Below are 21,447 nucleotides of genomic sequence, written 5' to 3'. Positions count from 1 at the left end.
CGTCACGGCGGTTGGCCCAACCGCCGCCCTCCGGGGCCCCCCCCCGCGGGGCCCCCGGAGGGCGGCCAGGTCCGGGGCGGTGGCGGACCCGCGCCAGGGCCGTACGCGCCCGCCCCCGGGCCGTGGGACTGCGGATCGTCGCCGGACAAGGGGTTCGGAGCCGTACGCGCCCGCCCCCGGGCCGTGGCCCCCGCGCGGCGTCACGGCCCCGGCGGCAGCAGCCCTACGCGGCGATCACGCGGTCGATCCGGGCGAGCTCCTCCGCGTCGAAGTCCAGGTTGCGGACCGCCGCGACGTTGTCCTCCAGCTGCCGCGGGCTGCTCGCGCCGACCAGGGCGGAGGTGACCCGGCCCCCGCGCAGCACCCACGCCAGCGCCATCTGCGCCAGGGACTGGCCGCGCGACTTGGCGATCTCGTCCAGGGCGCGCAGCTTGCCCACCAGCTCCTCGGTGAGGGCATCGGTGTTCAGGAACGGGCTGTCGCTCGCGGCCCGCGAATCCTCCGGGATGCCGTCCAGGTAGCGGGCGGTGAGCAGGCCCTGCTCCAGCGGGGAGTAGGCGATGGAGCCGGCCTTCAGCTCGTCCAGGGCGTCCAGCAGGCCCTCGGTCTCCGGGCGGCGGTCGAGCATCGAGTAGCGGGGCTGGTGGATCAGCAGCGGGGTGCCGAGCCCGGCGAGGATGCGCGCGGCCTCACGGGTCTGCTCCGCCGAGTAGTTGGAGACGCCGACGTACAGCGCCTTGCCCTGCTGGACCGCCGAGTGCAGGGCACCCATCGTCTCCTCCAGCGGGGTCTCGGGGTCCGGGCGGTGGGAGTAGAAGATGTCGACGTACTCCAGGCCCATCCGCTTCAGGCTCTGGTCGAGCGAGGACAGCAGGTACTTGCGCGAGCCCCACTCGCCGTACGGGCCGGGCCACATCAGGTAGCCGGCCTTGGTGGAGATCACCAGTTCGTCGCGGTACGGCGCGAAGTCGGCCTTCAGCGCCTCGCCGAGGGCGGACTCGGCGGCGCCGGGCGGCGGGCCGTAGTTGTTGGCCAGGTCGAAGTGGGTGACGCCGAGGTCGAAGGCGCGGCGCAGGATGGCGCGCTGGGTCTCGGCCGGGCGGTCCGGGCCGAAGTTGTGCCACAGGCCGAGCGAGAGCGCGGGGAGTTTCAGGCCGCTGCGTCCGGTGCGCCGGTAGGGCATGTCCGCGTAACGATCGGGGTGTGCGGTGTACAACGCGACTCCAGGGGGTTGGCTCACGGGCCACCGGATGACCGGGGTTCTTCCGCCGGCGGTGGCCGGGTGGTAGTGCTGCTGTGGCGGTGCTGATGACCAGGGCCCACTCTGCCGTGACCTGCGGGCAGTGGTCCAACAGAAGAATCCGATGGAATTCAGCGGATACGCTGCTCAATCATGGAACTGCGCCATCTCCAGCACTTCGTGGCGGTCGCCGAGGACCGGCACTTCACCCGGGCGGCGGAGCGCCTCATGGTGTCCCAGTCGGGTCTGTCGGCGTCCATCCGGGCACTGGAGCGGGAGCTGCAGACCCCGCTGTTCGTGCGGACCACCCGCAGGGTGACGCTGACGGAGGCCGGGCGGGCCCTGCTGGGCGAGGCGCGGCGCATCCTGGCACAGGTGCGGGCGGCGCACGAGGCGGTCGCCGCGGTGCAGGGCGTGCTGCGCGGCACGCTGTCGCTGGGCACCGAGCAGTGTGTCGCCGGGGTGCACGTGGCCCGGCTGCTGGCGGCGTTCCGGCGGCGCCATCCGGACGTGGAGATCCGGCTGCGGCAGGCGGGCTCGGGGGCGCTGGCGGAGGAGGTCGCGGCGGGGCGGCTGGACCTGGCGTTCGCCTACCGGGCGGAGGCCGACACCGAGCACCTGCGCTCCGTCTTCCTGAACCGGGAGCCGATGGCCGTGCTGTGCCACCCGGGCCACCGTCTCGCGGCGGCCGGAGCGGTCCTGACGCCGCGGGACCTCGCCGACGAGGTCTTCGTCGACTTCCACCCCGACTGGGGGCCGCGCCGCACCACCGACACCGCCTTCGCCGCGGCGGGCGTACGGCGGACCGTCGCCCTGGAGGTGAACGACGTGCACGGCCTGCTCGACCTGGTGGACGAGAACCTCGGCATCGCGGTCGTGCCGCGGCACTTCCGGCACAAGCGGACGTCCCTCACCGCGCTGCCCCTGAAGGACACCGGCGAGGCGGCGTACGAGACGGTGGCGCTGCTGCCGTCCCCGCAGGCCACCAGTCCGGCCGCCCGGGCGCTGATGGCCGTACTGGAGACCGCGCTGGAACCCGGACCGGACACCGGGCCGGAAACGGGGAGCGCGTGAGCGGCGCGTGCGCCATGGTGGACGTATGCACGCGAAGGACATCCTCATCGACGGCTACGGCCGCATCCGGGAAGAGGTCCACGCCGCCGTCGAGGGCCTGGGCCCCGACGACCTCAACGCCCTCCCCGCCCCCGGCACCAACTCCATCGCCTGGCTGGTCTGGCACCTCACCCGGGTCCAGGACGACCACGTGGCGGACGCGTTCGGGCTGGACCAGGTGTGGACGGCGCGGGAGTGGGAGAAGCGGTTCGGGCTGGACCTGCCGCGCCAGGACACCGGGTACGGGCACAGTCCCGCCCAGGTCGCCAAGGTGCGGGTCGACTCCGCGGACCTGCTGACCGGCTACCACGACGCCGTGCACGAGCAGACGCTCGGCGCCCTGCGCTCACTGGCCGCCAAGGACCTGGAGCGCGTCGTGGACGAGAACTGGGATCCGCCGGTCACCCTCGGCGTGCGGCTGGTCAGCGTCCTGTCCGACGATCTCCAGCACGCCGGACAGGCCGCCTATGTGCGCGGGCTGCTTCAGAGCACGTCCGCGTAGCCCGGCAGGACGACGTCCTCGATGAGGGCCTTGCGCTCGTCGTACGGCAGGAACGCGCTCTTGACGGCGTTCACCGTGACCGTGCGCAGGTCCTCGGCCGTCCAGCCCGCCTCCTCCACCAGCAGGGACATCTCGCGGGTCATCGTCGTGCCGGAGACGAGACGGTTGTCGGTGTTGAGGGTGACGCGGAAGCCGAGGTCCTTCAGCGCGGTGATCGGGTGCTCGGCGATGGAGGCCGCGGCGCCCGTCTGGAGGTTGGAGGTGGGGCACATCTCCAGGGCGATGCGGCGGTCGCGGACCCAGGACGCGAGGCGGCCGAGCTTGCCGGCCGCGAGGTCGGGGATGTCGTCGGTGATGCGCACGCCGTGCCCGATGCGCTGGGCGCCGCACACCTGGAGGGCCTGGTGGATGCTGGGCAGGCCGTGCGCCTCCCCGGCGTGGATGGTGAAGGGCACGCTCTCGCGGCGCAGGTGCTCGAAGGCGGCGAGGTGGTCGGCGGGCGGGAAGCCGTCCTCGGCACCGGCGATGTCGAAGCCGACGACGCCCGCGTCCCGGTGGGCGACCACGAGGTCCGCGATCTCCCGCGTCCGGTCGAACATCCGCATCCCGCACAGCAGGGTGCCGACCCGGACCGGGGTGCCCGCTGCCGCCGCCTTGGCCATCCCCGCCGCCAGGCCCTCCTGGACGGTCTCCACGACCTCGTCCAGGGTCAGGCCGCCGTCGGTCATCAGCTCGGGGGCGTAGCGGACCTCGGCGTAGACGACGCCGTCGGCGGCGAGGTCGAGAACGTACTCCTCGGCGGTGCGCAGCAGGCCCTCACGGGTCTGCATCACGGCGAGGGTGTGCTCGAAGGTGGCTATGTAGCGCACCAGGTCGCCGGAGTTGGCGGCGTCGTAGTACCAGGCGGCCAGGGCGTCCGGGTCGCCGGCGGGCAGGGTGTGACCGACCGCTTCCGCGAGCTCCACGACGGTGGCGGGGCGCAGGCCGCCGTCGAGGTGGTCGTGCAGCACGGCCTTGGGCAGCCGGCGGAGGGTGTCGGTGTCGATGCGGGGGCGGGGCGCGGTCATGTGCGGGTGGTTCCTCACCAGGTCGTTTTGGTTGCGGGGGTGGTGGTGACGGGCGAGGTTATACGTAAAACGTCGAGGATGCCAGTCCGTGGCCGGCCGCGGGGGACCGGGACGTGGGCCGATGGCCCTGGGTCCCGAGGCTCAGGCGCGGCGGACACGCGTCCGCTAGCGCCCCTGCCCATGGAGATCACGGCTCCGCCGCGCGGCCCCGGGCGGCGCAAGCAGGACGTACTGGCCCGGCTGGAACGGGAGACGGACGTCTGGGTGGCCACGGCGGACGCCGGCGGGCTGCCCTGCCTGGTCGCGCTCTAGTTCGTCCGGGACGGGGAGTGCCTGTGGCTGTCCACCCGGCTCACCAGCCCCACCGGCCGGAACCTGCGAGGCGGCGGCCGGGCCCGGCCGGCGTTCGGCGACACGCGGGACGTCGTCCTCGTCGACGGGGACGTGGAGACGTTCACCGCGCGTGAGGTGCCGGACGCGGCGGCCGGGGCCTTCCGCGCGAAGACCGGCTGGGACCCGCGCGAGAACGGCGCGTCGTACGCCTGGTTCCGGGTGCGCCCGCGCGCGGTCCAGGCGTGGCACGGGGTGCACGAGCTCGCGGGCCGGCACCTGATGCGGGACGGGGTCTGGATCGCGTAGGAAGCGCACGGCCGCCGGCGGCACTCGTGAGGACGGGTGGCCCCCAAGGACCGGCGGCTCTCGTGAGGGCCGGTGGCACCCGTGACGGGGTGAGGCGCCCCGCGTCAGCCGCCGTCGGCGGCGGACCGCAGGGCGGCGAGCCGGGCGAGTTCGTCCCCGGTGAGCCGCAGGGCGCCCGCGGCCACGTTCTCGGCCAGGTGGGCGGGGTCGCCGGTGCCGGGGATGGCCAGCACGTGCGGGCCTTGGTGGAGGATCCAGGCGATGCGGACCTGCGCGGGGGTCGCACCGTGCGCCCGCGCGACGGCGAGCAGTTCCTCGTCGTGGACGGAGGCGGCGCCCTGCGGGCCTCCCTCGCCGGCGATGGCGTAGAAGGGCACGAAGGCGATGCCCTGCTCGCCGCAGATGCGCAGCATCTCGTCGCCGGCGGGGTCGTGGAAGCCGAGCCCGTACCGGTTCTGCACGCACACCACGGGCGCGATCGCCTGCGCCTCGGCGAGGTGCCGGGGCTCGACGTCGGAGAGGCCGAGGTGGCGGATCAGTCCTTCCTCGCGCAGCTCGGCGAGGGCGCCGAAGTGCTCGGCCACCGACTCCTGCCGCATGCGCCGCAGGTTGACCACGTCGAGGTGGTCGCGGCCCAGCTGGCGCAGGTTCTCCTCGACCTGGCCGCGCAGGTCCTCCGGACGGGCGGAGGGGCCCCACTCCCCCGCGTACGTGCGGTGGGGGCCCACCTTGGTGGCGATGACCAGGTCGTCCGGGTACGGCGCCAGCGCGCTGTTGATCAGCTCGTTGGCGGAGCGGAGGGACGAGAAGTAGAAGGCGGCCGTGTCGATGTGGTCGACACCCAGTTCGACCGCCCTGCGCAGCACGGCGATCGACCGGTCGCGGTCGCTCGGCCTGCCGAGGTGGAAGGCCGCGCTGCCCGTCAGCCGCATCGCGCCGAAGCCGATGCGGCGGACGGGCAGGTCCGCGAGGTTCCAGGTGCCCGCGGCGTCCGCGGTGATCGTTTCCTTGAGCATCGGCGGAGTGTCGCACACCGCGGGCACTGCCCGCCCGCATGTCCGCTCCCGCCCCGCCCTGGCGTCAGCCCAGCGGCTTGTCCAGCACCGCCTTGCGGTGGCTGAAGGTCTCGATCGAGTAGCGGCCGTGATAGCTGCCCATACCGCTCTCGCCCACGCCGCCGAACGGCAGGTCGGAGACGGTGAGATGGGCGAGCGGCAGCCCGTACCCGAGGCCGCCGGAGGAGGTCTCGGCGGCGAACCGCGCCCGCGTCCGGCCGGACTCGCTGAAGACGTACAGGGCGAGGGGCTTGTCCCGGTCGTTGACGAAGGCGATCGCCTCGTCGAGCCCGGCGACCGTGACGATCGGCAGGAGCGGGCCGAAGATCTCCTCCCGCATCACCGGCGCCTCGGGGTCGACGTCGGCGAGCACGGTGGGCGCGATGTACTTCGTCGCGCGGTCGCTGCCGCCGCCCACGACCACCCGGCCGGAGTCCAGCAGGCCGGTGAGCCGGTCGAAGTGGCGCTCGTTGACGATGCGGCTGTAGACGGGCGAGGCCGCGGGGTCGGGGCCGTACACCGCCTCGACGGCACGGGCGAGCGCGGGTTCGAGGGCGGCGGCGGTCTCCGGGTCGGTCAGGACGTAGTCGGGGGCGACGCAGGTCTGTCCGGCGTTGAGGAACTTGCCGCGCACCAGCCGGTCGGCGACCACGTCGAGGTCGGTGCCGCGATCGACGAACGCCGGGGACTTGCCGCCGAGTTCGAGGGTGACCGGGGTGAGGTGCTCGGCGGCGGCGCGCATGACGATGCGGCCGACGGTGCCGTTGCCGGTGTAGAAGATGTGGTCGAAGCGCTCGGCGAGCAGGGCCGTGGTCTCCGGGACGCCGCCTTCGACGACGGCGACGGCGTCGGTGTCCAGGTGGGCGGGCAGCAGCCGGGCCAGGGCGGCGGAGGTGGCGGGGGCCAGCTCGCTCGGCTTGGCGACCACCGCGTTGCCCGAGGCCAGCGCGCCGACCATGGGGGCGAGCAGGAGCTGGGCCGGGTAGTTCCAGGGCGCGATGACGAGGACGACGCCGAGCGGGTCGTACTGCGTCCAGGCCCGCGCGTCGTCGCCCAGGTGGGCCGGGACGGGAGCGGGCTCGGGGCGCAGCCAGCCGGTGAGGTGGTCGAGCGTGTGGTCGATCTCGCGGACGACGAAGTCGATCTCCGTGCGGTGGGCCTCGGCGGCGCTCTTGCCCAGGTCCGCGTGGAGGGCGGCGGCCAGTTCCGGGCCGTTGCCGGTGAGCAGCTCGCGCAGGCGGCGCAGCTGGGCCGTGCGCCATTCGACGGGCCGGGTACGGCCGGAGCGGAAGGTGGCACGCAGCCGGGCCACGACGGCGGCGGGCTGCTCGGGGGCGGGGTGGTGCACGGTGCCTCGCTGGTGGTGCGCGCGGGCGGTGCGGCCCGCGAGTCCTGCAGGAACAGTCAGATGTATTGGCCAACATTTCAGGTGCCCAAATAAATTCCGGCGGGTCGTGCACCCTCGGCGCGCGGGGCCACCGGCCGCGCACCGGGCGGGCACGGCCCGGTCACCGCTCCAGGGCCGCCCAGCCCTGGGTCCGCTCCCGGCCACAGCCGCGAGAAGGCGGCCATGACCACCGCGCCCCACCCCTCCCCCGCCCCTCATCCCCTCGTCGCCCGCACCCGCCGGGTCGCGGAGGATCTCCTCGCCCCGCACGCGCAGACGTCGACCGGGACGGCGTGCCCGCGTCCCCCATCGACGCCCTCGGGAGGCCGGGGCTTCTCGGGGTGAGCGCGCCCGCGGCGTACGGCGGAGCGGGGGCACCCGACGCGGTGGCCAGGAGATCCTGGCCGGGGCGTGCCGCTCGGCGTGGTTCGCGCAGACCCAGCACCACACGCCGGTACGCCTGCTCGGCAGGTCCGGCCTCCCCGTAGGGGACCGCCTGCTGCGCCCGCCGGCGACCGGCGGTTTGCCGGCCGCCATCGCCTACGCGCACGTCCGCGCCTTCCTCCGCGTCCCGGTGCGCGCCACCGCCCGGCGGGGCGGCCGGCGCTTCGACGGCACCGTGCCCTGGCACACGGGCCGGGGTGAACGGCGTGATGCTGCCGGCGGGTGCCGGCGACGACGCCGAGGTGGCGTTCGCGTCCGCCGGCGCCCATGAACAACCGGGGCTGCGCCCGTCCCCGCCGACGCGGCTCGCGGCGCTGCCGGCCGCCCGGACGGCCTCCCTGGACCCGCACGGCCTGTGGCTGCCCACGGAGTCCGTGATGCCGCACGTCCCGCGGGAGGAGTTCGCCCGCGGGGACATCCCGCGCAGCGCCAACACCCCTCCCGCCGCCTTCGGTGTGGCGTACGCCGCGCTGCGCCTGCCGGAGCGGTACACGGAGGCGGAGAAGACGGCCGGCACCCCGCGCGCCCGGACCGACGAGGTGCGCCGCCGCGCCTACGCCCTCACGGACCGCCCCGCCCCGCACGAGCACGTCGAGGAACGGCTCGCGCCGCGGACCCGGGCGCACGATCTGGCGCGCGCGGCGACGACCGCGGCGGACGTGGCCGGGGGGCGGCCGCACCATGGACCCGGACAGTCCGGCCCAGCGGCTCGCCCGGGAAGGCATGTTCCTTCTGATGCAGGGGCAGACGGCACCGGTCCGGCAGGCCCGCCCGGCCCACCTGGCGTCGCCGGCCGCCCTCCCTCCGCTGTGACCGCGGCGGCCACGCGGCCCGGCCACGCGTGAGCGGCGCGACCTCCTCTCCGCCGGTGCCGCGGCGCCCGGGGAGAGGAGCGGTTCGGCCGCCGTCACCGGCGGCCCGCGTCAGTCGTCGTCGCGGCTGGGGACCACCACGAGGAACGCGTCCGACTCCAGGTCCATGACGACGGTCGCGGGCTCGCCCTCCGCGCGCCGCGCCGCCGCGTACTCCTCCGCCGGCCACGACCCGCGCGGAGCTCCCGCAGGAAACCGCTCCAACACCTTCGCGCCCATAGCGGCAGACACCTCCAGGATCGACCATCGACTCCAACGACGTCTTGCGTGCAAAACGCCTGCCCGGGATCGAGGCGGACATGTCAGGCCCGGCACGGGTTCCGGCGGCAGGCCCGGCCGCCCACCAGGACACCGCCCGGCATCACGCACCTCATCCCTGCCCACACCCCCACCCCTCCCCATGCCCCACCCCTACACATAAAGGAAAAATAAGCGCAAGATGGACTAGGCGGCGCGCCCCGCAAACCGCACCAGACGCGGTCGGCCCTGCAAGTCAAAGGAGACGACTCATGGCCAACGTCTCGCACCCCAGAGGTGACATCACCAGCCACCCTGACGCCTCGGAAATGCGGGCCCGGTACGCCCGCATGCTCGGCGGCCGCGATGTGGCACTCGTGGACGGCCCGGTGTTCCTGCTCGGTCTGTACTGTGCCGTGTCCCCGTGGATACTCCACTTCACGGCGAACCAGCCCGCGCTCGTACCGCACAACCTCATCGTGGGCATCGCGATAGGCCTGCTGGCCCTCGGGTTCACCAGGGCTCCGGAGCGCATGTACGGCCTGAGCTGGGCCATGTGCGCGATGGGCGTGTGGATGATCATCTCGCCGTGGATCGTCGGTGACGGTCCGGACGCCGGCGTGGTGTGGAACAACATCGTGATCGGCGCTCTCGCCGTGATCCTCGGAGCCGTGTGCGCCGTCACGGCGGCAAAGAGCGTCCCCAGGCCGTAGCGGCCCGCCCCGGCACGCCGCAGGCCGGCCCGCACCGACCGGACCGGCCTGCGGGCGTCGTCCGTCTCCACGACCTGCGCCCTGTGCCCTGTGCCCTTCCGGGTGCGGAGTCTCCCGACCGCGCCTCACCTTCCCCTCCCCCTCCCCCTTCCCCGCCCCGCGCCGGGGCCGCCGGAGACTTTCGGAGTGCGCGCGCCGCCAGGGGGCAGACGCACCACTGCGGGGTTCCGACGAAGAGGGGCGAAGATGGAGATAGACGGCGTCATCAGCGCCATCGTGATCGGTATCGTCATCGGCATCCTGGGCCGGCTCGTGGTCCCGGGCCGTCAGCGCATCGGCATCCTGTGGACCATCGCCGTCGGCATCGTGGCCGCGCTGATCGGGTCCGCGATCGCCGCCGCGTTCGACGTCGCCGACACCGACGGGGTGGACTGGATCGAGTGGCTCATCCAGATCGGCCTCGCCGCGCTCGGTGTGGCCGCGCTGGACCGGGCACGAGCTCGCCGCTGAGCACGCGGCCGGGCCCGGTCACCCCTGGGGGCATCCCTGTGGTCACCCCTCGGGCGTAGGGTGCACTCGGAGATCACCTTGCGAGGAAGGGCCGTACCCCATGGTCGTGAAGGACAGCGAACTGCCGTACCTGCGCCGCTGCCTCGAACTGGCGACCGAGGCGTTGGAGGCCGGGGACGAGCCGTTCGGTTCGGTCCTGGTCGGCGCGGATGGCACGGTGCTCGCCGAGGACCGCAACCGGGTGGCGTCGGGCGACCGCACCCGGCACCCCGAGTTCGAGCTGGCCCGCTGGTCCACGGGCCGTATGACGCCCGAGGAGCGGGCGGCCGCGACCGTGTACACCTCGGGCGAGCACTGTCCGATGTGCGCGGCCGCACACGCCTGGGCGGGGCTCGGGCGCATCGTGTACGTCGCCTCCTCCGAGCAGCTGTCCGCCTGGCTCGCGGAGTGGGGGGTGCCCGCCCCGCCGGTGCGGACGCTGCCGGTCCAGGAGGTCGCGCCGGGCGTCGCCGTGGAGGGCCCCGTGCCCGGACTGGCGGAGCAGGTCCGGGCGCTGCACCGCCGTTTCCACACCGGGCGCGGCTGAATCCGGCCGGTCGTTCCGCCCCGGCCGCGGGCGGCGCCCGGACACCGTCGCCCGGACGCCGCCGGTCCGAGCCGTGACGGGCGGGCGGCGCCGGCTCCACCCGACCGGCGCGGCGCCCCACCCGCAGGGAGGCCGCCCCCGTAGGGAAGCCGTCGCCCGGCTGCCGACCCGGGAGGCCAGACGCTCGGGAGACCGCCCCCATAGGGAAGCCGTCCACCCGTGCCGGCGCCCACCCGCGGGGAAGCCCCCGCCCGCTCGTCACCCGTGGGAAAGCCCTCACCCGCTCATGGAGTCAGCCCCCGTCCTTCACGGCGTCGCGTCGTCCGTCCGCCCCGGGCGGAACCGCCGGCACAGTGCCGCTCCGCCCAGGACGAGGGCGGTGGCGCCGGCGAGGGCGGGCACGGTGTGGTCCGTGCCGGTCTCGGCGAGGAACGTCACGGATCGCGGCGGGGCGGCGTGCGGACGCGGCGCGTTCGGACGCGTGCGCTCCTCGTCCGTGGACGGCACGGGCGGTTCCGTCTCCGGCGCCGGCCGCTCGGGACGATGGGGCCGCTCGGGGCGGTGAGGCTGCTCGGGACGGTGGCCGGAGGTGTTGGTGGACTCGTTGCCGACGGCCGCGTTGCCCACTCCCACCACGCTGACGGTGTTCCCGCTCACGTTCACGGGGAGGTGGACCGGCAGCTGCACGCCGTTGCCGGAGAGCACCCCCGGCGAATCCTTTCCGCTGCCGCTCGCGGCGGCTCCCCCGGACGCGCCGCCCCCCTCACGCGCCGTACCGTTCTTGCCGTTCTTGCCGTTCTTGCCGGTCTCGCCGGTGTTGGCGCAGCTGTTGCCCGCGGCGGGGTTGAGGACCCCGGCCACGTTGACCGTGTCCCCGCAGACGCCGATCGGGACGTGCACGGGGAGCTGGACCGTGTTGCCGGAGATCAGCCCGGGCGAGCCGGCCGCGGCCCCCTCCGCGGTGGCGCCGTCGGCCGCGAACGCGGTGCCCGCCGGGAACGTCACGGCCATCGCGCCGGAGGCGGCGAGGGCGAACACACTGTTTCGGGTAACCCTTCGCATAGGTTCCCTGCCTTCCAGACATGTCGCGGGCGCTCGCCCGCACCGGAGTAAACGCGGGCGCACCATCCGAGTTATGGCTTATCGGCCTTTCACCCCGTCGAGTGACCCGCTTGTCGAACGAACCCGCTTGTCGAACGAACGGCGAAGACACGCGAGCGCGGCGAGGGGGGCGGGGCAGGCCGCTCCGGTCCGTCCCGCTCGCCCGGAGGCGTGCCTTCCGGGGGCCGTCTATGGTGATCGAGGGCGCCGATCTCCGGTCCGCGACGGGGCGCCCTGGGAGGCATCGATGCTGGCCAAGCTGTCGACTCGGTCCTCGGTCCGGCGCTGCGCGGTCACCGGCGCACTCGGGCTGGCCCTGCTGGGCACGGGCCTGCCCGCCGTGGCCGCGGAGGACGTCGATCCCGGTCTGTCCCGGTTCTACGACCAGAAGGTCCGGTGGTCGGCGTGCGAGAACCCGGACGCGCCGAAGGATCTGCAGTGCGGCAAGGTCACCGTCCCCCTCGACTACGCGCGGCCCGACGCGGGAACGCTCGACCTGGCCCTGGCCCGCTACCGCGCGACCGGGGACGCCAAGGGATCGGTCCTGCTGAACTTCGGCGGCCCGGGCGGTCCCGGCGTCAGCGAGCTCATGGCCGGCGGCAAGGACTTCCTGCACCTCACCAACGGCTACGACGTGGTGGCCTTCGATCCGCGGGGCGTCGGCAGGTCCTCGCCGGTCACCTGCGGTGAGGGCTCCGTCGAGATCCTGGAGGCGACGGACGGGGACGAGGAGGACGGCGACACGCGGGAGGTGCTCCGGCGGCTGCGGGACGCCGCCGCCACGTGCGTGCGGCTCTCGGGCCCCGTCCTGCCCCACATAGGCACGGTCAACGCCTCCCGCGACATGGACGTGATGCGCCAGGCACTCGGTGACGACAAGCTCAACTACCTGGGCTTCTCCTACGGAACCCGGCTGGGCGCGGTCTACGCGGCCCAGTTCCCCGGCAAGGTGGGGCGGATGGTGCTGGACGGCGTGGACACGCTGACGGAGCCGCTGACCGAGCAGGGCCTGGCCGGCGCGCGGGGGCAGCAGACGGCGCTGGAGAACTTCATCGACTGGTGCACCGAGGACATCGCCTGCCCGTTCGGGCAGGACGCGCGGGAGGCGCGGGAACGGGTCGCGGAGCTGGTCGGCTCGCTCGACGACGACCCGGTGCCGACGGCGTTCGGCGACGCCTTCACCGGGCAGGACCTGGTCGGCGCGATCGGGCAGGCCCTGTACAGCCGGGAGTTGTGGCCTCTGCTGCAGCGGGCGCTCGCGCAGCTGGTCGAGGACGGCGACACCCATGCCCTGGAGAGCTTCATCTCCGGTGGTGTCGCGTTCCCGGTCCGCCGGGAGGGCCGGGGCCGTGGCACCGACGGCGGCCTGGTGGACGAGGAGGACATCCCCCCCGACAACCTGCCCGCCGCGCTGATGGCGATCAACTGCGCGGACGACCCGGACCGGCCGACCGCCGCGCAGGTCGCGCGGTCGCTCGGCCGGCTGCGGGCCGCCTACGAGAAGGCTTCGCCGATCTTCGGGCGGTACCGGCTCACCCAGGTGCTGATGTGCTACGGCCGCCCCAAGGGCACCGACTTCATCCGCGAGGAGGTCAAGGACCTCGACACGCCGAAGATGCTGCTCGTCGGCACCCGTGGCGACCCGGCGACGCCGTACCGGTGGACGGTGGAGACGGCCGAGCGGCTCGGCGAGGCGGCCGTGGTGCTCGACAACAGGAACGAGGGACACACCGGGTACTCGTCCTCCAAGTGCGTGCACCGGAAGGTCGACGCCTTCCTGCTGTACGGTTCCCTGCCGCCCAGCGGCAGCTCGTGCGGCTCCGAGGACGACGGCGAGGGCGGCGCCGGCGGCTGAGGCGGGCGCGCGGCGCCGCCGGGGCCGTACGCCCCCGTCAGTCGAGCGTCAGCTCCGGTTCGTAGAGGTCGATCCACTGCGCGAGGTCGAGGGCCCGCTCCAGGCCGCGCCGGGCCGCCTGGGTGCTCAGGGGCGTGTCGCGGTGGGCGGCCTGCCGGAGGCGTTCGGGGTCGACGAGGTCGAAGACCGGGTGGCCGGGCCGGGAGAGCAGGTCCCGGGCCTGGTCCTGGAGGGCGGCGGCGTACTTCGGGTCCTGCGTGGACGGATAGGGGCTCTTGACCCTGTCGTACACGGACTTCGGCAGCAGGTCCGCGGTCGCCTCCCTGAGCAGGCTCTTCTCGCGGCCGTCGAAGGACTTCAGCGCCCAGGGCGTGTTGTAGACGTACTCGACGAGCCGGTGGTCGCAGAACGGCACCCGGACCTCCAGGCCGACGGCCATGCTCGCGCGGTCCTTGCGGTCGAGCAGGATCCGCACGAACCGGGTCAGGTGGAGGTGGCAGATCCGCCGCATCCGGTACTCGAAGTCGCTCTCGCCCTCCAGGCGCCGGATGCCCGCCACGGCGTCGCGGTAGCCGTCGGCCACGTACGAGGTGAGGTCCAGGGCCTTCGTCAGGCCGGGGCGCAGGACGTCGGCGTCGTCACCGAAGTGGCGGCCGAGGCGCACCAGCCAGGGGAAGGTGTCGGCGCCGCGGGCCTCCTCGTCGAAGAACTGCAGGTATCCGCCGAAGACCTCGTCGGCGGACTCGCCGGACAGGGCGACGGTGGAGTGCTCGCGGATGGCCCGGAAGAGCAGGTACAGCGAGGCGTCCATGTCGCCGAGGCCGGCGGGCAGGTCGCGGGCCCGGATCACCTTCGCCCGCACCTCGGGGTCGGCGAGGGCCTGCGCGTCCAGGACGATGTCCTGGTGGTCGGTGCCGGCGGTGCGGGCCACGTCGTGGACGAAGGGCGTGTCGGGGGTGCCGCGCAGTTCGTCGGCGACGAAGTTCTCGGCCTGGCCGGCGAAGTCCACGGCGAAGCTGCGGACCTTCTCGCCGTGCTCGGCGAGCTGCCGGGCCGCGAGCGCGGTCATGGCGGAGGAGTCCAGGCCGCCGGAGAGCAGGGTGCAGCGCGGCACGTCGGCGACGAGCTGGCGGCGCACGATGTCGTCGAGGAGCGAGCGGACGCGGGCGATGGTGGTGTCGCGGTCGTCGGTGTGCGGCCGGGTCTCCAGCTCCCAGTAGACACGGTGGCGCACGCCGGAGCGGTCGACGGTGACGACCGTGCCCGGCTCGACCTCGCGCATGCCGTCCCAGACGGCGTGGCCGGGCGTCTTGATCATGGTGAACAGCTCGCGCAGCCCGTCCAGCCGCACCCGGCGCCGGGCGAGCGGGTTGGCGAGGATCGCCTTGGGCTCGGAGCCGAACAGGACGCCGTCGGCGGTCGGGTGGTAGTAGAAGGGCTTGATGCCCATGCGGTCGCGGATCATGACGAGCTTGTCCGCGCGGCCGTCCCAGACCGCGAACGCGTACATGCCGTTCAGGTGTTCGGCGACGGCGTCGCCCCACTCCAGGTAGCCGCGCAGGACGACCTCGGTGTCGGAGTCGGTGGTGAAGCGGTGGCCTCGGCCGGAGAGTTCACGGCGCAGCTCGGTGAAGTTGTAGGCCTCTCCGGAGTAGACGATCGCCACGGTGCCCGCCGGGGTGGCGGCCGTCATCGGCTGACGGCCGCCGGGCAGGTCGATGATGGCGAGCCTGCGGTGACCGAGGGCCGCCGGGCCCTCGGCCCAGGTGCCGCGGTCGTCCGGGCCCCGGCAGGCCATCGTCTCGGTCATCGCGTCCAGCGTCGCGGCCTCCGAGCGAAGGTCGCGGCCGAAGGAGACCCAGCCGGTGATGCCGCACATGCGCTACCTCCCGCCTCCGGTCCGGCCGGCCCCGTCACCCACCTTTGCTTTCGCATGCGCAACCGGCAACCGGCCAAACCAGTTGTATCTAACACCTATCTCGGCGAGCCTGCTCAATGCAGGGGCTTGAAGTCAACAGGGGCACAACACGGCCGCCGTCACCACCCTGCGACTTTTGGTCACACTTTGCATGAGCGATACCCGGGAACCGTGCGACACCAGGCGCTCGCCGTCACGGATCGGCCATCGGCAAAAACTCTCCCAACATCCCGTGCAGCCGCCTTCACACGGGTCCCGCAGCGGGCCGCCCGGCGGCGGGCGTGCCGGGCGGCCCCTTGACGACCGTGAAACCCTGGTCGCCATGGACCCGACCGGCCCGTCACACGTCACACGTCACGCCAGAAGGAGCCGATGAAGCATGACCGAACCGCTGGGTGTGGCCGTTCTGGGCGCGGGACACATGGGGGCCGATCACATCCGGCGGCTCGACCGGGTGGTGAGCGGGGCCAGGGTCGCCGCGGTCGCCGATCCCGACATCGGACGGGCCGAGGACGCCGCGGCCGGCATCGACGGGGTCGTCGTGCACACGGACGCCGAGGCCGCGCTCGACGCGCCCGGAGTCGAGGCCGTCCTGATCGCCTCACCCGGCCCCGCCCACGAGGAGGCGCTGCTCGGCGCCTTCGCGCGAGGGCTGCCGGTGCTGTGCGAGAAGCCGATGGTGCCCGACTCCGCGGGCGCGCTGCGCGTGGTGGAGGCGGAGGCGCGGCTGGGCCGGCGGCTGGCGCAGATCGGGTTCATGCGGCGCTACGACGCCGAGTACCGGCAGCTGAAGACCCTGCTGGACACCGGGCGCCTGGGCCGGCCGCTGATGCTGCACTGCGTCCACCGCAACGTGTCCTCCCCGCCGCACTTCACCTCCGCCATGCTGATCGACAGCTCGGTGTCGCACGAGATCGACGCGGCCCGCTGGCTGCTCGGGCAGGAGTTGACCGCGGTGACCGTGCTGCGGCCCCGGTCCTCCGCGGGCGCGCCCGAGGGGCTCGTGGACCCGCAGTTCGCGCTGTTCGAGACCGAGGGAGGCGCACTGGTCGACGTGGAGATCTTCGTCAACTGCGGTTTCGGCTACCAGGTCCGGTGCGAGGCCGTCTGCGAGGCGGGCAGCGCCCGGATCGGGGACGCGCGCACGATGGTCGTGACGGCGGCGGGCGGCGCGCGCGAGGAGGTGGCGCAGGACTACCTCGTGCGGTTCGCCGACGCCTACGACCGCCAGGTCCAGTCCTGGGTCGACGCCACCCGGCAGGGCCGGGTCACCGGCCCCGGCACCTGGGACGGGTACGCGGCCGCCGTGGTGGCCGAGGCCGGCGTCCGCTCCCTGGAGAGCGGCGCCCGCACCACCGTCGGCCTCGCTCCGCGCCCGGCCCTCCACGCCGGGGCCGGCTCCGCCCCGTAGAGCCGCACGGAAGCGTGTAGAACACAGGTCCATCGAACACTTTGGCGGCTCCGCTCGCACTCCGTGACGGTTGGTCAAATCGCGTACCCGTCTTACGACTTGGGCCGCAGAAGCCGTACGCAATATGTCCATGGCAATCGGTCCACGGAGACTGTGGCATATGCCGGAAGCATCGCCGTATCGTGTGTTGCCAAATCCCTTACAGGCGGTCGCGGGCTGTGCAACAGTCGTAACGATCCCTCCGCCCGTCTGGGTCACGCCTCGGTCGTCCCGTCTGCTCAACGGAGTCCGTCATGCCGTCCCCCCTCTCCGCGGACCGCCCGTCCGCCCAGCCGCCCGGACGCGGTTCGGTCGAGACGCTGATATCGCAGGCGCGACGGCTCAAAGGCGATGTCGACGCCGTCCGGCGCGGCGTCCGGCACGACGGATCGGGCCCACGGGGACGCTGGCAACGCGCCCTGTACGACCTGGCGTTGCACCAGCTCGACGACCTCGACGAGCACCTGGCACAACTACGGGACGGCCCCCTGCCCGCACCCCCGCCCGCCGAGGCCGCCTCCCCCGCCCCGGCCGGGCCCGGCTCCGGGTCCCTGCTGAGCCGGGTCGGCAGCGCCGAGTGGAACCTGCTGACCGACGCGGCGGAATGGTCCGGAGAGCTCTACCGGATCCTCGGACGCGACCCGTCCGCTCCCCCGCTCACCCTCGACGAGCTGCCCTCACTCGTGCTCGACGAGGACCGGCCGAAACTGACGGCGATGGTCACGGGCTGTCTCGTCGACGGGCGGCCGATCGACGGGGAGTTCCGCATCGTGCACCCCGGCGGAGCCGTACGGACCGTGCACATGATGGGCGAGCCCGTGCTCGACGCCGACGGCAGCACCGCCTCGATGTGGGCGGTTCTGCGGGACGTCAGCGAGCTGCGCCGCAGCCAGCGCGTGGTGAGCGAGACCCGTGACTCGCTCCGGCGCGACGTGCGGCACACGCAGCCGGGGCACCGGGCCGCGGTCGAGCCGCAGGAGGCCGGGCCGCCCCGGCACGGCTCCCTGCGGCTCCCCCGCCGGGGCGGCCCGGGCATGGACATCGCCACCGGGTACGTGCCGTCGTCGGCGGACACCCCGGGCGGCGCCTGGTGCGACGCCCTCCCCCTCGCCGGCGGTGAGACGCTGCTCGGGGCCGGCGACCTGACCTGGCCCGGCACCGGGACCGGGCCCGCCGTGGGCACGGCGATGCTGCTCGGCGCCCTGCGCGGCATGACGCTGGCGGGAACCGGACCGGCACGGCTGCTGGCCCTGCTGGGCGAGCTGCTCGACACCGCCGCCCCACCGGCCGCCCTGACCGGCGCGGTGTGCTGCCACTACCGGCCCGGGACCCGCACGCTCGCATGGGCGCGCACGGGACACCCCGCACCGCTGCTGTTCCGCGCGGGGACGGGGCGCAGGCTGATCGCGCCGGGCACCGCGCCGGGACAGGCCGAGGAAACCCTCGAAGCGGGCGATGTCCTGGTGCTGCACACCGGCGGCCCCGGACCGCGGGACGGCACCGGCGCCGCCGGCCCGCTCCTCGCCCTGGCCCCCCGCCTGACCGCGGCCCGCACCGCCGAGGACGCGCTGCGGACGGTCGTGGCGGAGTGCGGCGGGCCCGGTCACGAGGACGGCGCCTGCCTGCTCGTCGCCAGGGTGACGCCGTAAGGGCGGGCGATACGGCGAGGCCCCTGGCGGAGGCTCACGAAACCAGGGGGAGGAACCGGGTAAGGGCAGGGCCTCCCCTGACGGACGGTCCGGATACGGCGGCACCGCCCCGCTACGCCGGTGCGCTGCCGCCGCTCCGCCCTTTCCCTTTCGTCCCTTTCGGCAGCGCCAGCTTGATCTCCTCCCGCAGCTCCTGGATCTTCGGGTAGCCGGCGTACTCGGCGGTGAGCCGGTACATCTGGCGCAGCCGGTCCCAGGTGCGGCGGGAGGAGTTCGACCCCATCGACATCAGGGCGAGGCGCGCGTACCGGTCCGCCTGCTCGGGGTCGTCCGCGATGAAGCAGGCGGAGGCCATGGACAGATGGTCGAAGATCTTCGACCGTTCCCGTCCGTCGACCCGCAGGGCCAGGGCCTTCTCCGCGTAGTACTGGGCGTGCACGGCCGCTCCCGGCTCGAACTCCGCCAGCGTGCGGTAGGCGAGCGCCTGCATGCCGTACAGGTCCTCGTCCTTGAAGGTCTGCATCCAGTCCGGCGTCGGCGCGTCGTTCCTGTCGGAGACGAAGAGGTCCTCCGCCTGCCCCAGGGTGCGGCGCATCGCCTGCCCCTTGCCCATCGACGCCTGCGCCCAGGCCTCGATGGTGTGGAACATCGCCCGGGTGCGGGGCAGCACCCGGTCGCCGGAGCCGGACTGGGCGAGCTTCATCAGGTCCAGGGCGTCGTCGGGCCGGCCCAGGTGGACCATCTGGCGGGCCGCGCGGGACAGCGCCTCGCCGGCGCGGGGCCGGTCGCCACCCTCCCGCGCGGCGTGCGCGGCGATGATGAAGTACTTCTGCGCCGTGGGCTCCAGACCGACGTCGTGCGACATCCACCCGGCGAGGACGGCGAGGTTGGCGGCGACGCCCCACAGGCGCCGCTGGAGGTGGGGCGGGTGGTGGTAGGCGAGCATGCCGCCCACCTCGTTGAGCTGGCCCACCACCGCCTTGCGCTGGAGCCCGCCGCCGCGTGCGGCGTCCCAGGCGCGGAACACCTCCACCGAGCGCTCCAGTTCGTCGACCTCCTGGGACCCGACGGGGGCGGCCTCGTAGCGGTCGTACCCGGCGGGGTCGGCGGTGTGCAGAGGATGGTGGAAGTCGGGGGCGTCGGCAGCCAGGGCCGGGTCGGTGCGCAGCCAGTCGTGCATGGCGCTGCTGAGTGCGGATCCCGCGGTGAGCGCGGCACCCGCGCCCACCAAGCCGCGTCGGTTGAGCATGAGGTCCATTCCCGTGAATTCGGTGAGGACCGCGGCGGTCCGCTCGGGCGCCCACGGCACTCCGTCGGGATGCTCGCTCCCGCCGCCCTGCCGTTTCCCCGCACGCCCGTGCCGGACCAGACCGAGGTCCTCGATGGTCACGACACGGCCGAGACGCTCGGTGAACAGAGCCGCCAGCACACGGGGCACCGGATCGCGGGGTATCTCCCCCATGTCGATCCACCGCCGCACCCGCGAGGTGTCGGTCGCCAGCTGGGGGTGGCCCATGGCCGCCGCCTGCCGGTTGACCAGCCTCGCGAGCTCGCCCTTGGACCAGCCGGCCAGGCCGAACAGGTCCGCGAGCCGGGTGTTGGGTTCTCCGCTCACATCAAGCCCCCAGGTTCTCGGCTGAAACCGACAGTAGCCCGGCCACAGTTGCCGGGCGACTATTCGCCAGGGTTCGCCAGGGTGCGCCAGATGGTGTGCCACCGCCCTTCGGGTGTCAGGTAGGAACGCGCCACCCCGACCCGGTCACCGCAGGGGCATTCCCCAGGGTGCGCCGGCGGCGGCCGGGCCGGGTGCGCGATGTTCAGGCAGGCACAGCAGGCACACGAAGGGATCTGTCTCGCCCATGTACGCAGCATCGTCCTCCGTGTCCGCCCCGCCCCGGCCGCTGTACCGCCCGGCGGGCGGCGGCCCCTACCTCGCCCCCGCGCGTCCGGCGGCCCCGGCCCTCGGGCCGGGCAGGCCGCCGCGCGGCGCGGGGTCCGGCATCCAACCGCTCAGCGGGAGAATCGACTTGTCCGGCCCTCAGGGCGCTCAGCTGCGCACGGCGATCGCCGCGGTGCACCGGATCTGCCCGGAGTTCTCTCCGGTGCAGGTGCTGCGCCGCACCGGGCGGTCCGTGCTGCTGGTCGGCACGGCCGGACGCAGCACGGCCGTCGCCAAGTGTTTACTGGACCACTCCCCCGCGTGGGCCGAGCGGATCCGGCACGAAATAGCGGCCTACCGCTCGTTCGTCCGGCACCGCCCGCCGGTGCGGGTGCCGAGGCTGATCGCAGCGGATCCGGACAACGGCACGCTCGTCATCGAGCGGATGGCGGGACGGGCGGTGGCGCTCCAGCGGCACCCGGTGGAGGCACCGCAGCGGGGGGACATCAGAGCGGCACTCGGCGCGATCTGCCGGCTCAACAGCTGGCGTCCCCCGGCGGGCACGTTCGGCGCCCCGCTGGACTATGCGGCGCGGATCTCCCGGTACCACGAGCTGGGGCTGCTCACCGACCGGGACCTGGGTGACCTGCAGAAGCTGCTGCACGACATCGCCCACGCGGCCGGGCGCCAGGGCATGGGCCAGTTCTGCCACGGCGACGCCCTGCTGTCCAACATCCTCCTGTCACCGGCCGGTCCAGTGCTGGTGGACTGGGAGCACGCGGGCTGGTACCTGCCGGGCTACGACCTGGCGACGCTGTGGACGGTGCTGGGGGACGCACCGCTGGCCCGGCGGCACATCAGCCAGCTCGCGCAGTCGGCGGGCCCCGCCTCGCGGGACGCCTTCCTGGTGAACCTGATGCTCGTACTGACCCGCGAGATCCGTACCTACGAGACCGCCGTGCAGCGTTCGATGCACGACACGGCCCCGGCGGCACCGGGCACGGCCCACCCGGGTGCTGCGCCGTCCGGCGAGGAACAGCGGCTGCTGCTGCGGCGGCTGCACGACGACTGCCAGCTGGCCCGCAAGGCCGTGCGCGCGGCGGTCGGCACTCGCTGACGGGGAGGCGAAGGTCCGCGGTGCGCCCGACCGGACACGGGGGGCACGGGGGCCATGGGGTTGGGGGGCCCGGCGCGCGGCGCCCCCGGGGGGTTCGGCACAGACGCCCCCCC

17 protein-coding genes and 2 pseudogenes are annotated in these 21,447 nt (G+C 73.8%); 11 read left to right on the top strand and 8 right to left on the bottom strand.

Annotation, left to right across the window (positions count from 1 at the left end):
- Window positions 1-223 precede the first annotated feature (223 nt).
- Window positions 224-1,216, bottom strand: a complete 993-nt coding sequence (mgrA, locus tag ABZ340_RS34455) for an L-glyceraldehyde 3-phosphate reductase (protein WP_358785828.1) — start codon at window positions 1,214-1,216, stop codon at window positions 224-226.
- A 177-nt stretch (window positions 1,217-1,393) separates the two neighbouring features.
- On the opposite strand from mgrA, the gene ABZ340_RS34450 reads away from it, so the two are divergent.
- Both ABZ340_RS34450 and ABZ340_RS34445 read left to right on the top strand, forming a co-directional pair.
- Window positions 1,394-2,314, top strand: a complete 921-nt coding sequence (locus tag ABZ340_RS34450) for a LysR substrate-binding domain-containing protein (protein ID WP_358785827.1) — start codon at window positions 1,394-1,396, stop codon at window positions 2,312-2,314.
- Between the two features lie 25 nt (window positions 2,315-2,339).
- A complete protein-coding gene (locus tag ABZ340_RS34445) occupies window positions 2,340-2,855 on the top strand; it encodes a DUF664 domain-containing protein (RefSeq protein WP_358785826.1) in 516 nt (171 codons plus the stop codon).
- Here the strand turns inward: ABZ340_RS34445 and ABZ340_RS34440 are convergent.
- The gene (locus ABZ340_RS34440; RefSeq protein ID WP_358785825.1) at window positions 2,837-3,922 is read right to left on the bottom strand and encodes an adenosine deaminase; all 1,086 of its coding nucleotides are present in this window, start codon (window positions 3,920-3,922) and stop codon (window positions 2,837-2,839) included. The genes ABZ340_RS34445 and ABZ340_RS34440 overlap by 19 nt on opposite strands.
- A 180-nt stretch (window positions 3,923-4,102) precedes the next feature.
- Between ABZ340_RS34440 and ABZ340_RS34435 the strand changes: the two are divergent.
- Window positions 4,103-4,561 (top strand): annotated as a pseudogene (locus ABZ340_RS34435) (pyridoxamine 5'-phosphate oxidase family protein).
- 104 nt (window positions 4,562-4,665) lie between these two features.
- Here ABZ340_RS34435 and ABZ340_RS34430 read toward each other — a convergent pair.
- Window positions 4,666-5,577: an aldo/keto reductase gene (locus ABZ340_RS34430; RefSeq protein ID WP_358785824.1), complete on the bottom strand. Its 912-nt coding sequence runs from the start codon at window positions 5,575-5,577 to the stop codon at window positions 4,666-4,668.
- 64 nt (window positions 5,578-5,641) lie between these two features.
- Window positions 5,642-6,964 (bottom strand): aldehyde dehydrogenase family protein, encoded by a 1,323-nt coding sequence (locus ABZ340_RS34425; protein ID WP_358785823.1) that lies wholly within the window; start codon window positions 6,962-6,964, stop codon window positions 5,642-5,644.
- A gap of 222 nt (window positions 6,965-7,186) precedes the next feature.
- Here ABZ340_RS34425 and ABZ340_RS34420 point away from each other — a divergent pair.
- Window positions 7,187-8,260: pseudogene (locus tag ABZ340_RS34420) on the top strand (acyl-CoA dehydrogenase family protein).
- Between the two features lie 110 nt (window positions 8,261-8,370).
- Here ABZ340_RS34420 and ABZ340_RS34415 read toward each other — a convergent pair.
- Complete coding sequence (locus ABZ340_RS34415; protein ID WP_358785822.1) at window positions 8,371-8,538, bottom strand: hypothetical protein; 168 nt, start codon at window positions 8,536-8,538, stop codon at window positions 8,371-8,373.
- A gap of 290 nt (window positions 8,539-8,828) precedes the next feature.
- Here ABZ340_RS34415 and ABZ340_RS34410 point away from each other — a divergent pair, with 290 nt between their 5' ends.
- The 3 genes from ABZ340_RS34410 to ABZ340_RS34400 all read left to right on the top strand — a co-directional run bounded on the left by ABZ340_RS34410 (window position 8,829) and on the right by ABZ340_RS34400 (window position 10,365).
- Window positions 8,829-9,269 carry an SPW repeat protein gene (locus tag ABZ340_RS34410; protein WP_358785821.1) on the top strand — a complete coding sequence of 147 codons (441 nt, stop codon included), beginning with the start codon at window positions 8,829-8,831 and terminating at the stop codon, window positions 9,267-9,269.
- Window positions 9,270-9,515: 246 nt separating this feature from the next.
- Window positions 9,516-9,779 (top strand): GlsB/YeaQ/YmgE family stress response membrane protein, encoded by a 264-nt coding sequence (locus ABZ340_RS34405; protein WP_358785820.1) that lies wholly within the window; start codon window positions 9,516-9,518, stop codon window positions 9,777-9,779.
- A gap of 100 nt (window positions 9,780-9,879) precedes the next feature.
- Window positions 9,880-10,365 carry a nucleoside deaminase gene (locus tag ABZ340_RS34400; RefSeq protein WP_358785819.1) on the top strand — a complete coding sequence of 162 codons (486 nt, stop codon included), beginning with the start codon at window positions 9,880-9,882 and terminating at the stop codon, window positions 10,363-10,365.
- A 306-nt stretch (window positions 10,366-10,671) separates the two neighbouring features.
- On the opposite strand, the gene ABZ340_RS34395 is transcribed toward ABZ340_RS34400, so the two are convergent.
- Window positions 10,672-11,427, bottom strand: coding sequence for a chaplin family protein (locus ABZ340_RS34395; protein ID WP_358785818.1), 756 nt, complete (start codon window positions 11,425-11,427; stop codon window positions 10,672-10,674).
- A gap of 286 nt (window positions 11,428-11,713) precedes the next feature.
- Between ABZ340_RS34395 and ABZ340_RS34390 the strand changes: the two genes are divergently transcribed.
- Complete coding sequence (locus ABZ340_RS34390; protein ID WP_358785817.1) at window positions 11,714-13,321, top strand: alpha/beta hydrolase; 1,608 nt, start codon at window positions 11,714-11,716, stop codon at window positions 13,319-13,321.
- Between the two features lie 37 nt (window positions 13,322-13,358).
- On the opposite strand, the gene asnB is transcribed toward ABZ340_RS34390, so the two are convergent.
- The gene (gene asnB, locus ABZ340_RS34385; RefSeq protein WP_358785816.1) at window positions 13,359-15,200 is read right to left on the bottom strand and encodes an asparagine synthase (glutamine-hydrolyzing); all 1,842 of its coding nucleotides are present in this window, start codon (window positions 15,198-15,200) and stop codon (window positions 13,359-13,361) included.
- Between the two features lie 418 nt (window positions 15,201-15,618).
- Between asnB and ABZ340_RS34380 the strand changes: the two genes are divergently transcribed.
- Both ABZ340_RS34380 and ABZ340_RS34375 read left to right on the top strand, forming a co-directional pair.
- A complete protein-coding gene (locus tag ABZ340_RS34380; protein ID WP_358785815.1) occupies window positions 15,619-16,650 on the top strand; it encodes a Gfo/Idh/MocA family oxidoreductase in 1,032 nt (343 codons plus the stop codon).
- 293 nt (window positions 16,651-16,943) lie between these two features.
- Window positions 16,944-18,338 carry a SpoIIE family protein phosphatase gene (locus ABZ340_RS34375; protein ID WP_358785814.1) on the top strand — a complete coding sequence of 465 codons (1,395 nt, stop codon included), beginning with the start codon at window positions 16,944-16,946 and terminating at the stop codon, window positions 18,336-18,338.
- Between the two features lie 112 nt (window positions 18,339-18,450).
- On the opposite strand, the gene ABZ340_RS34370 is transcribed toward ABZ340_RS34375, so the two are convergent.
- Window positions 18,451-19,953 (bottom strand): hypothetical protein, encoded by a 1,503-nt coding sequence (locus ABZ340_RS34370; protein WP_358785813.1) that lies wholly within the window; start codon window positions 19,951-19,953, stop codon window positions 18,451-18,453.
- Window positions 19,954-20,197: 244 nt separating this feature from the next.
- Between ABZ340_RS34370 and ABZ340_RS34365 the strand changes: the two genes are divergently transcribed.
- The gene (locus ABZ340_RS34365; RefSeq protein ID WP_358785812.1) at window positions 20,198-21,334 is read left to right on the top strand and encodes an aminoglycoside phosphotransferase family protein; all 1,137 of its coding nucleotides are present in this window, start codon (window positions 20,198-20,200) and stop codon (window positions 21,332-21,334) included.
- Window positions 21,335-21,447: the final 113 nt, after the last annotated feature.

The sequence above is a fragment of the Streptomyces sp. NPDC006134 genome (assembly GCF_040628835.1).
In the GTDB taxonomy this organism is placed as follows: domain Bacteria; phylum Actinomycetota; class Actinomycetes; order Streptomycetales; family Streptomycetaceae; genus Streptomyces.
Note: the sequence above shows the minus strand (reverse complement) of the source record. Positions and strands in the feature narration are given on the sequence as shown.

Bases quoted from the DNA above. Each gene is read 5' to 3' on its own strand.
- ABZ340_RS34450 (WP_358785827.1), top strand. From the start codon at position 1,394: ATGGAACTGCGCCATCTCCAGCACTTCGTGGCGGTCGCCGAGGACCGG.
- ABZ340_RS34445 (WP_358785826.1), top strand. From the start codon at position 2,340: ATGCACGCGAAGGACATCCTCATCGACGGCTACGGCCGCATCCGGGAA.
- ABZ340_RS34440 (WP_358785825.1), bottom strand. From the start codon at position 3,922: ATGACCGCGCCCCGCCCCCGCATCGACACCGACACCCTCCGCCGGCTG.
- ABZ340_RS34430 (WP_358785824.1), bottom strand. From the start codon at position 5,577: ATGCTCAAGGAAACGATCACCGCGGACGCCGCGGGCACCTGGAACCTC.
- ABZ340_RS34415 (WP_358785822.1), bottom strand. From the start codon at position 8,538: ATGGGCGCGAAGGTGTTGGAGCGGTTTCCTGCGGGAGCTCCGCGCGGG.
- ABZ340_RS34410 (WP_358785821.1), top strand. From the start codon at position 8,829: ATGGCCAACGTCTCGCACCCCAGAGGTGACATCACCAGCCACCCTGAC.
- ABZ340_RS34405 (WP_358785820.1), top strand. From the start codon at position 9,516: ATGGAGATAGACGGCGTCATCAGCGCCATCGTGATCGGTATCGTCATC.
- ABZ340_RS34400 (WP_358785819.1), top strand. From the start codon at position 9,880: ATGGTCGTGAAGGACAGCGAACTGCCGTACCTGCGCCGCTGCCTCGAA.
- ABZ340_RS34395 (WP_358785818.1), bottom strand. From the start codon at position 11,427: ATGCGAAGGGTTACCCGAAACAGTGTGTTCGCCCTCGCCGCCTCCGGC.
- ABZ340_RS34390 (WP_358785817.1), top strand. From the start codon at position 11,714: ATGCTGGCCAAGCTGTCGACTCGGTCCTCGGTCCGGCGCTGCGCGGTC.
- asnB (WP_358785816.1), bottom strand. From the start codon at position 15,200: ATGTGCGGCATCACCGGCTGGGTCTCCTTCGGCCGCGACCTTCGCTCG.
- ABZ340_RS34380 (WP_358785815.1), top strand. From the start codon at position 15,619: ATGACCGAACCGCTGGGTGTGGCCGTTCTGGGCGCGGGACACATGGGG.
- ABZ340_RS34375 (WP_358785814.1), top strand. From the start codon at position 16,944: ATGCCGTCCCCCCTCTCCGCGGACCGCCCGTCCGCCCAGCCGCCCGGA.
- ABZ340_RS34365 (WP_358785812.1), top strand. From the start codon at position 20,198: ATGTACGCAGCATCGTCCTCCGTGTCCGCCCCGCCCCGGCCGCTGTAC.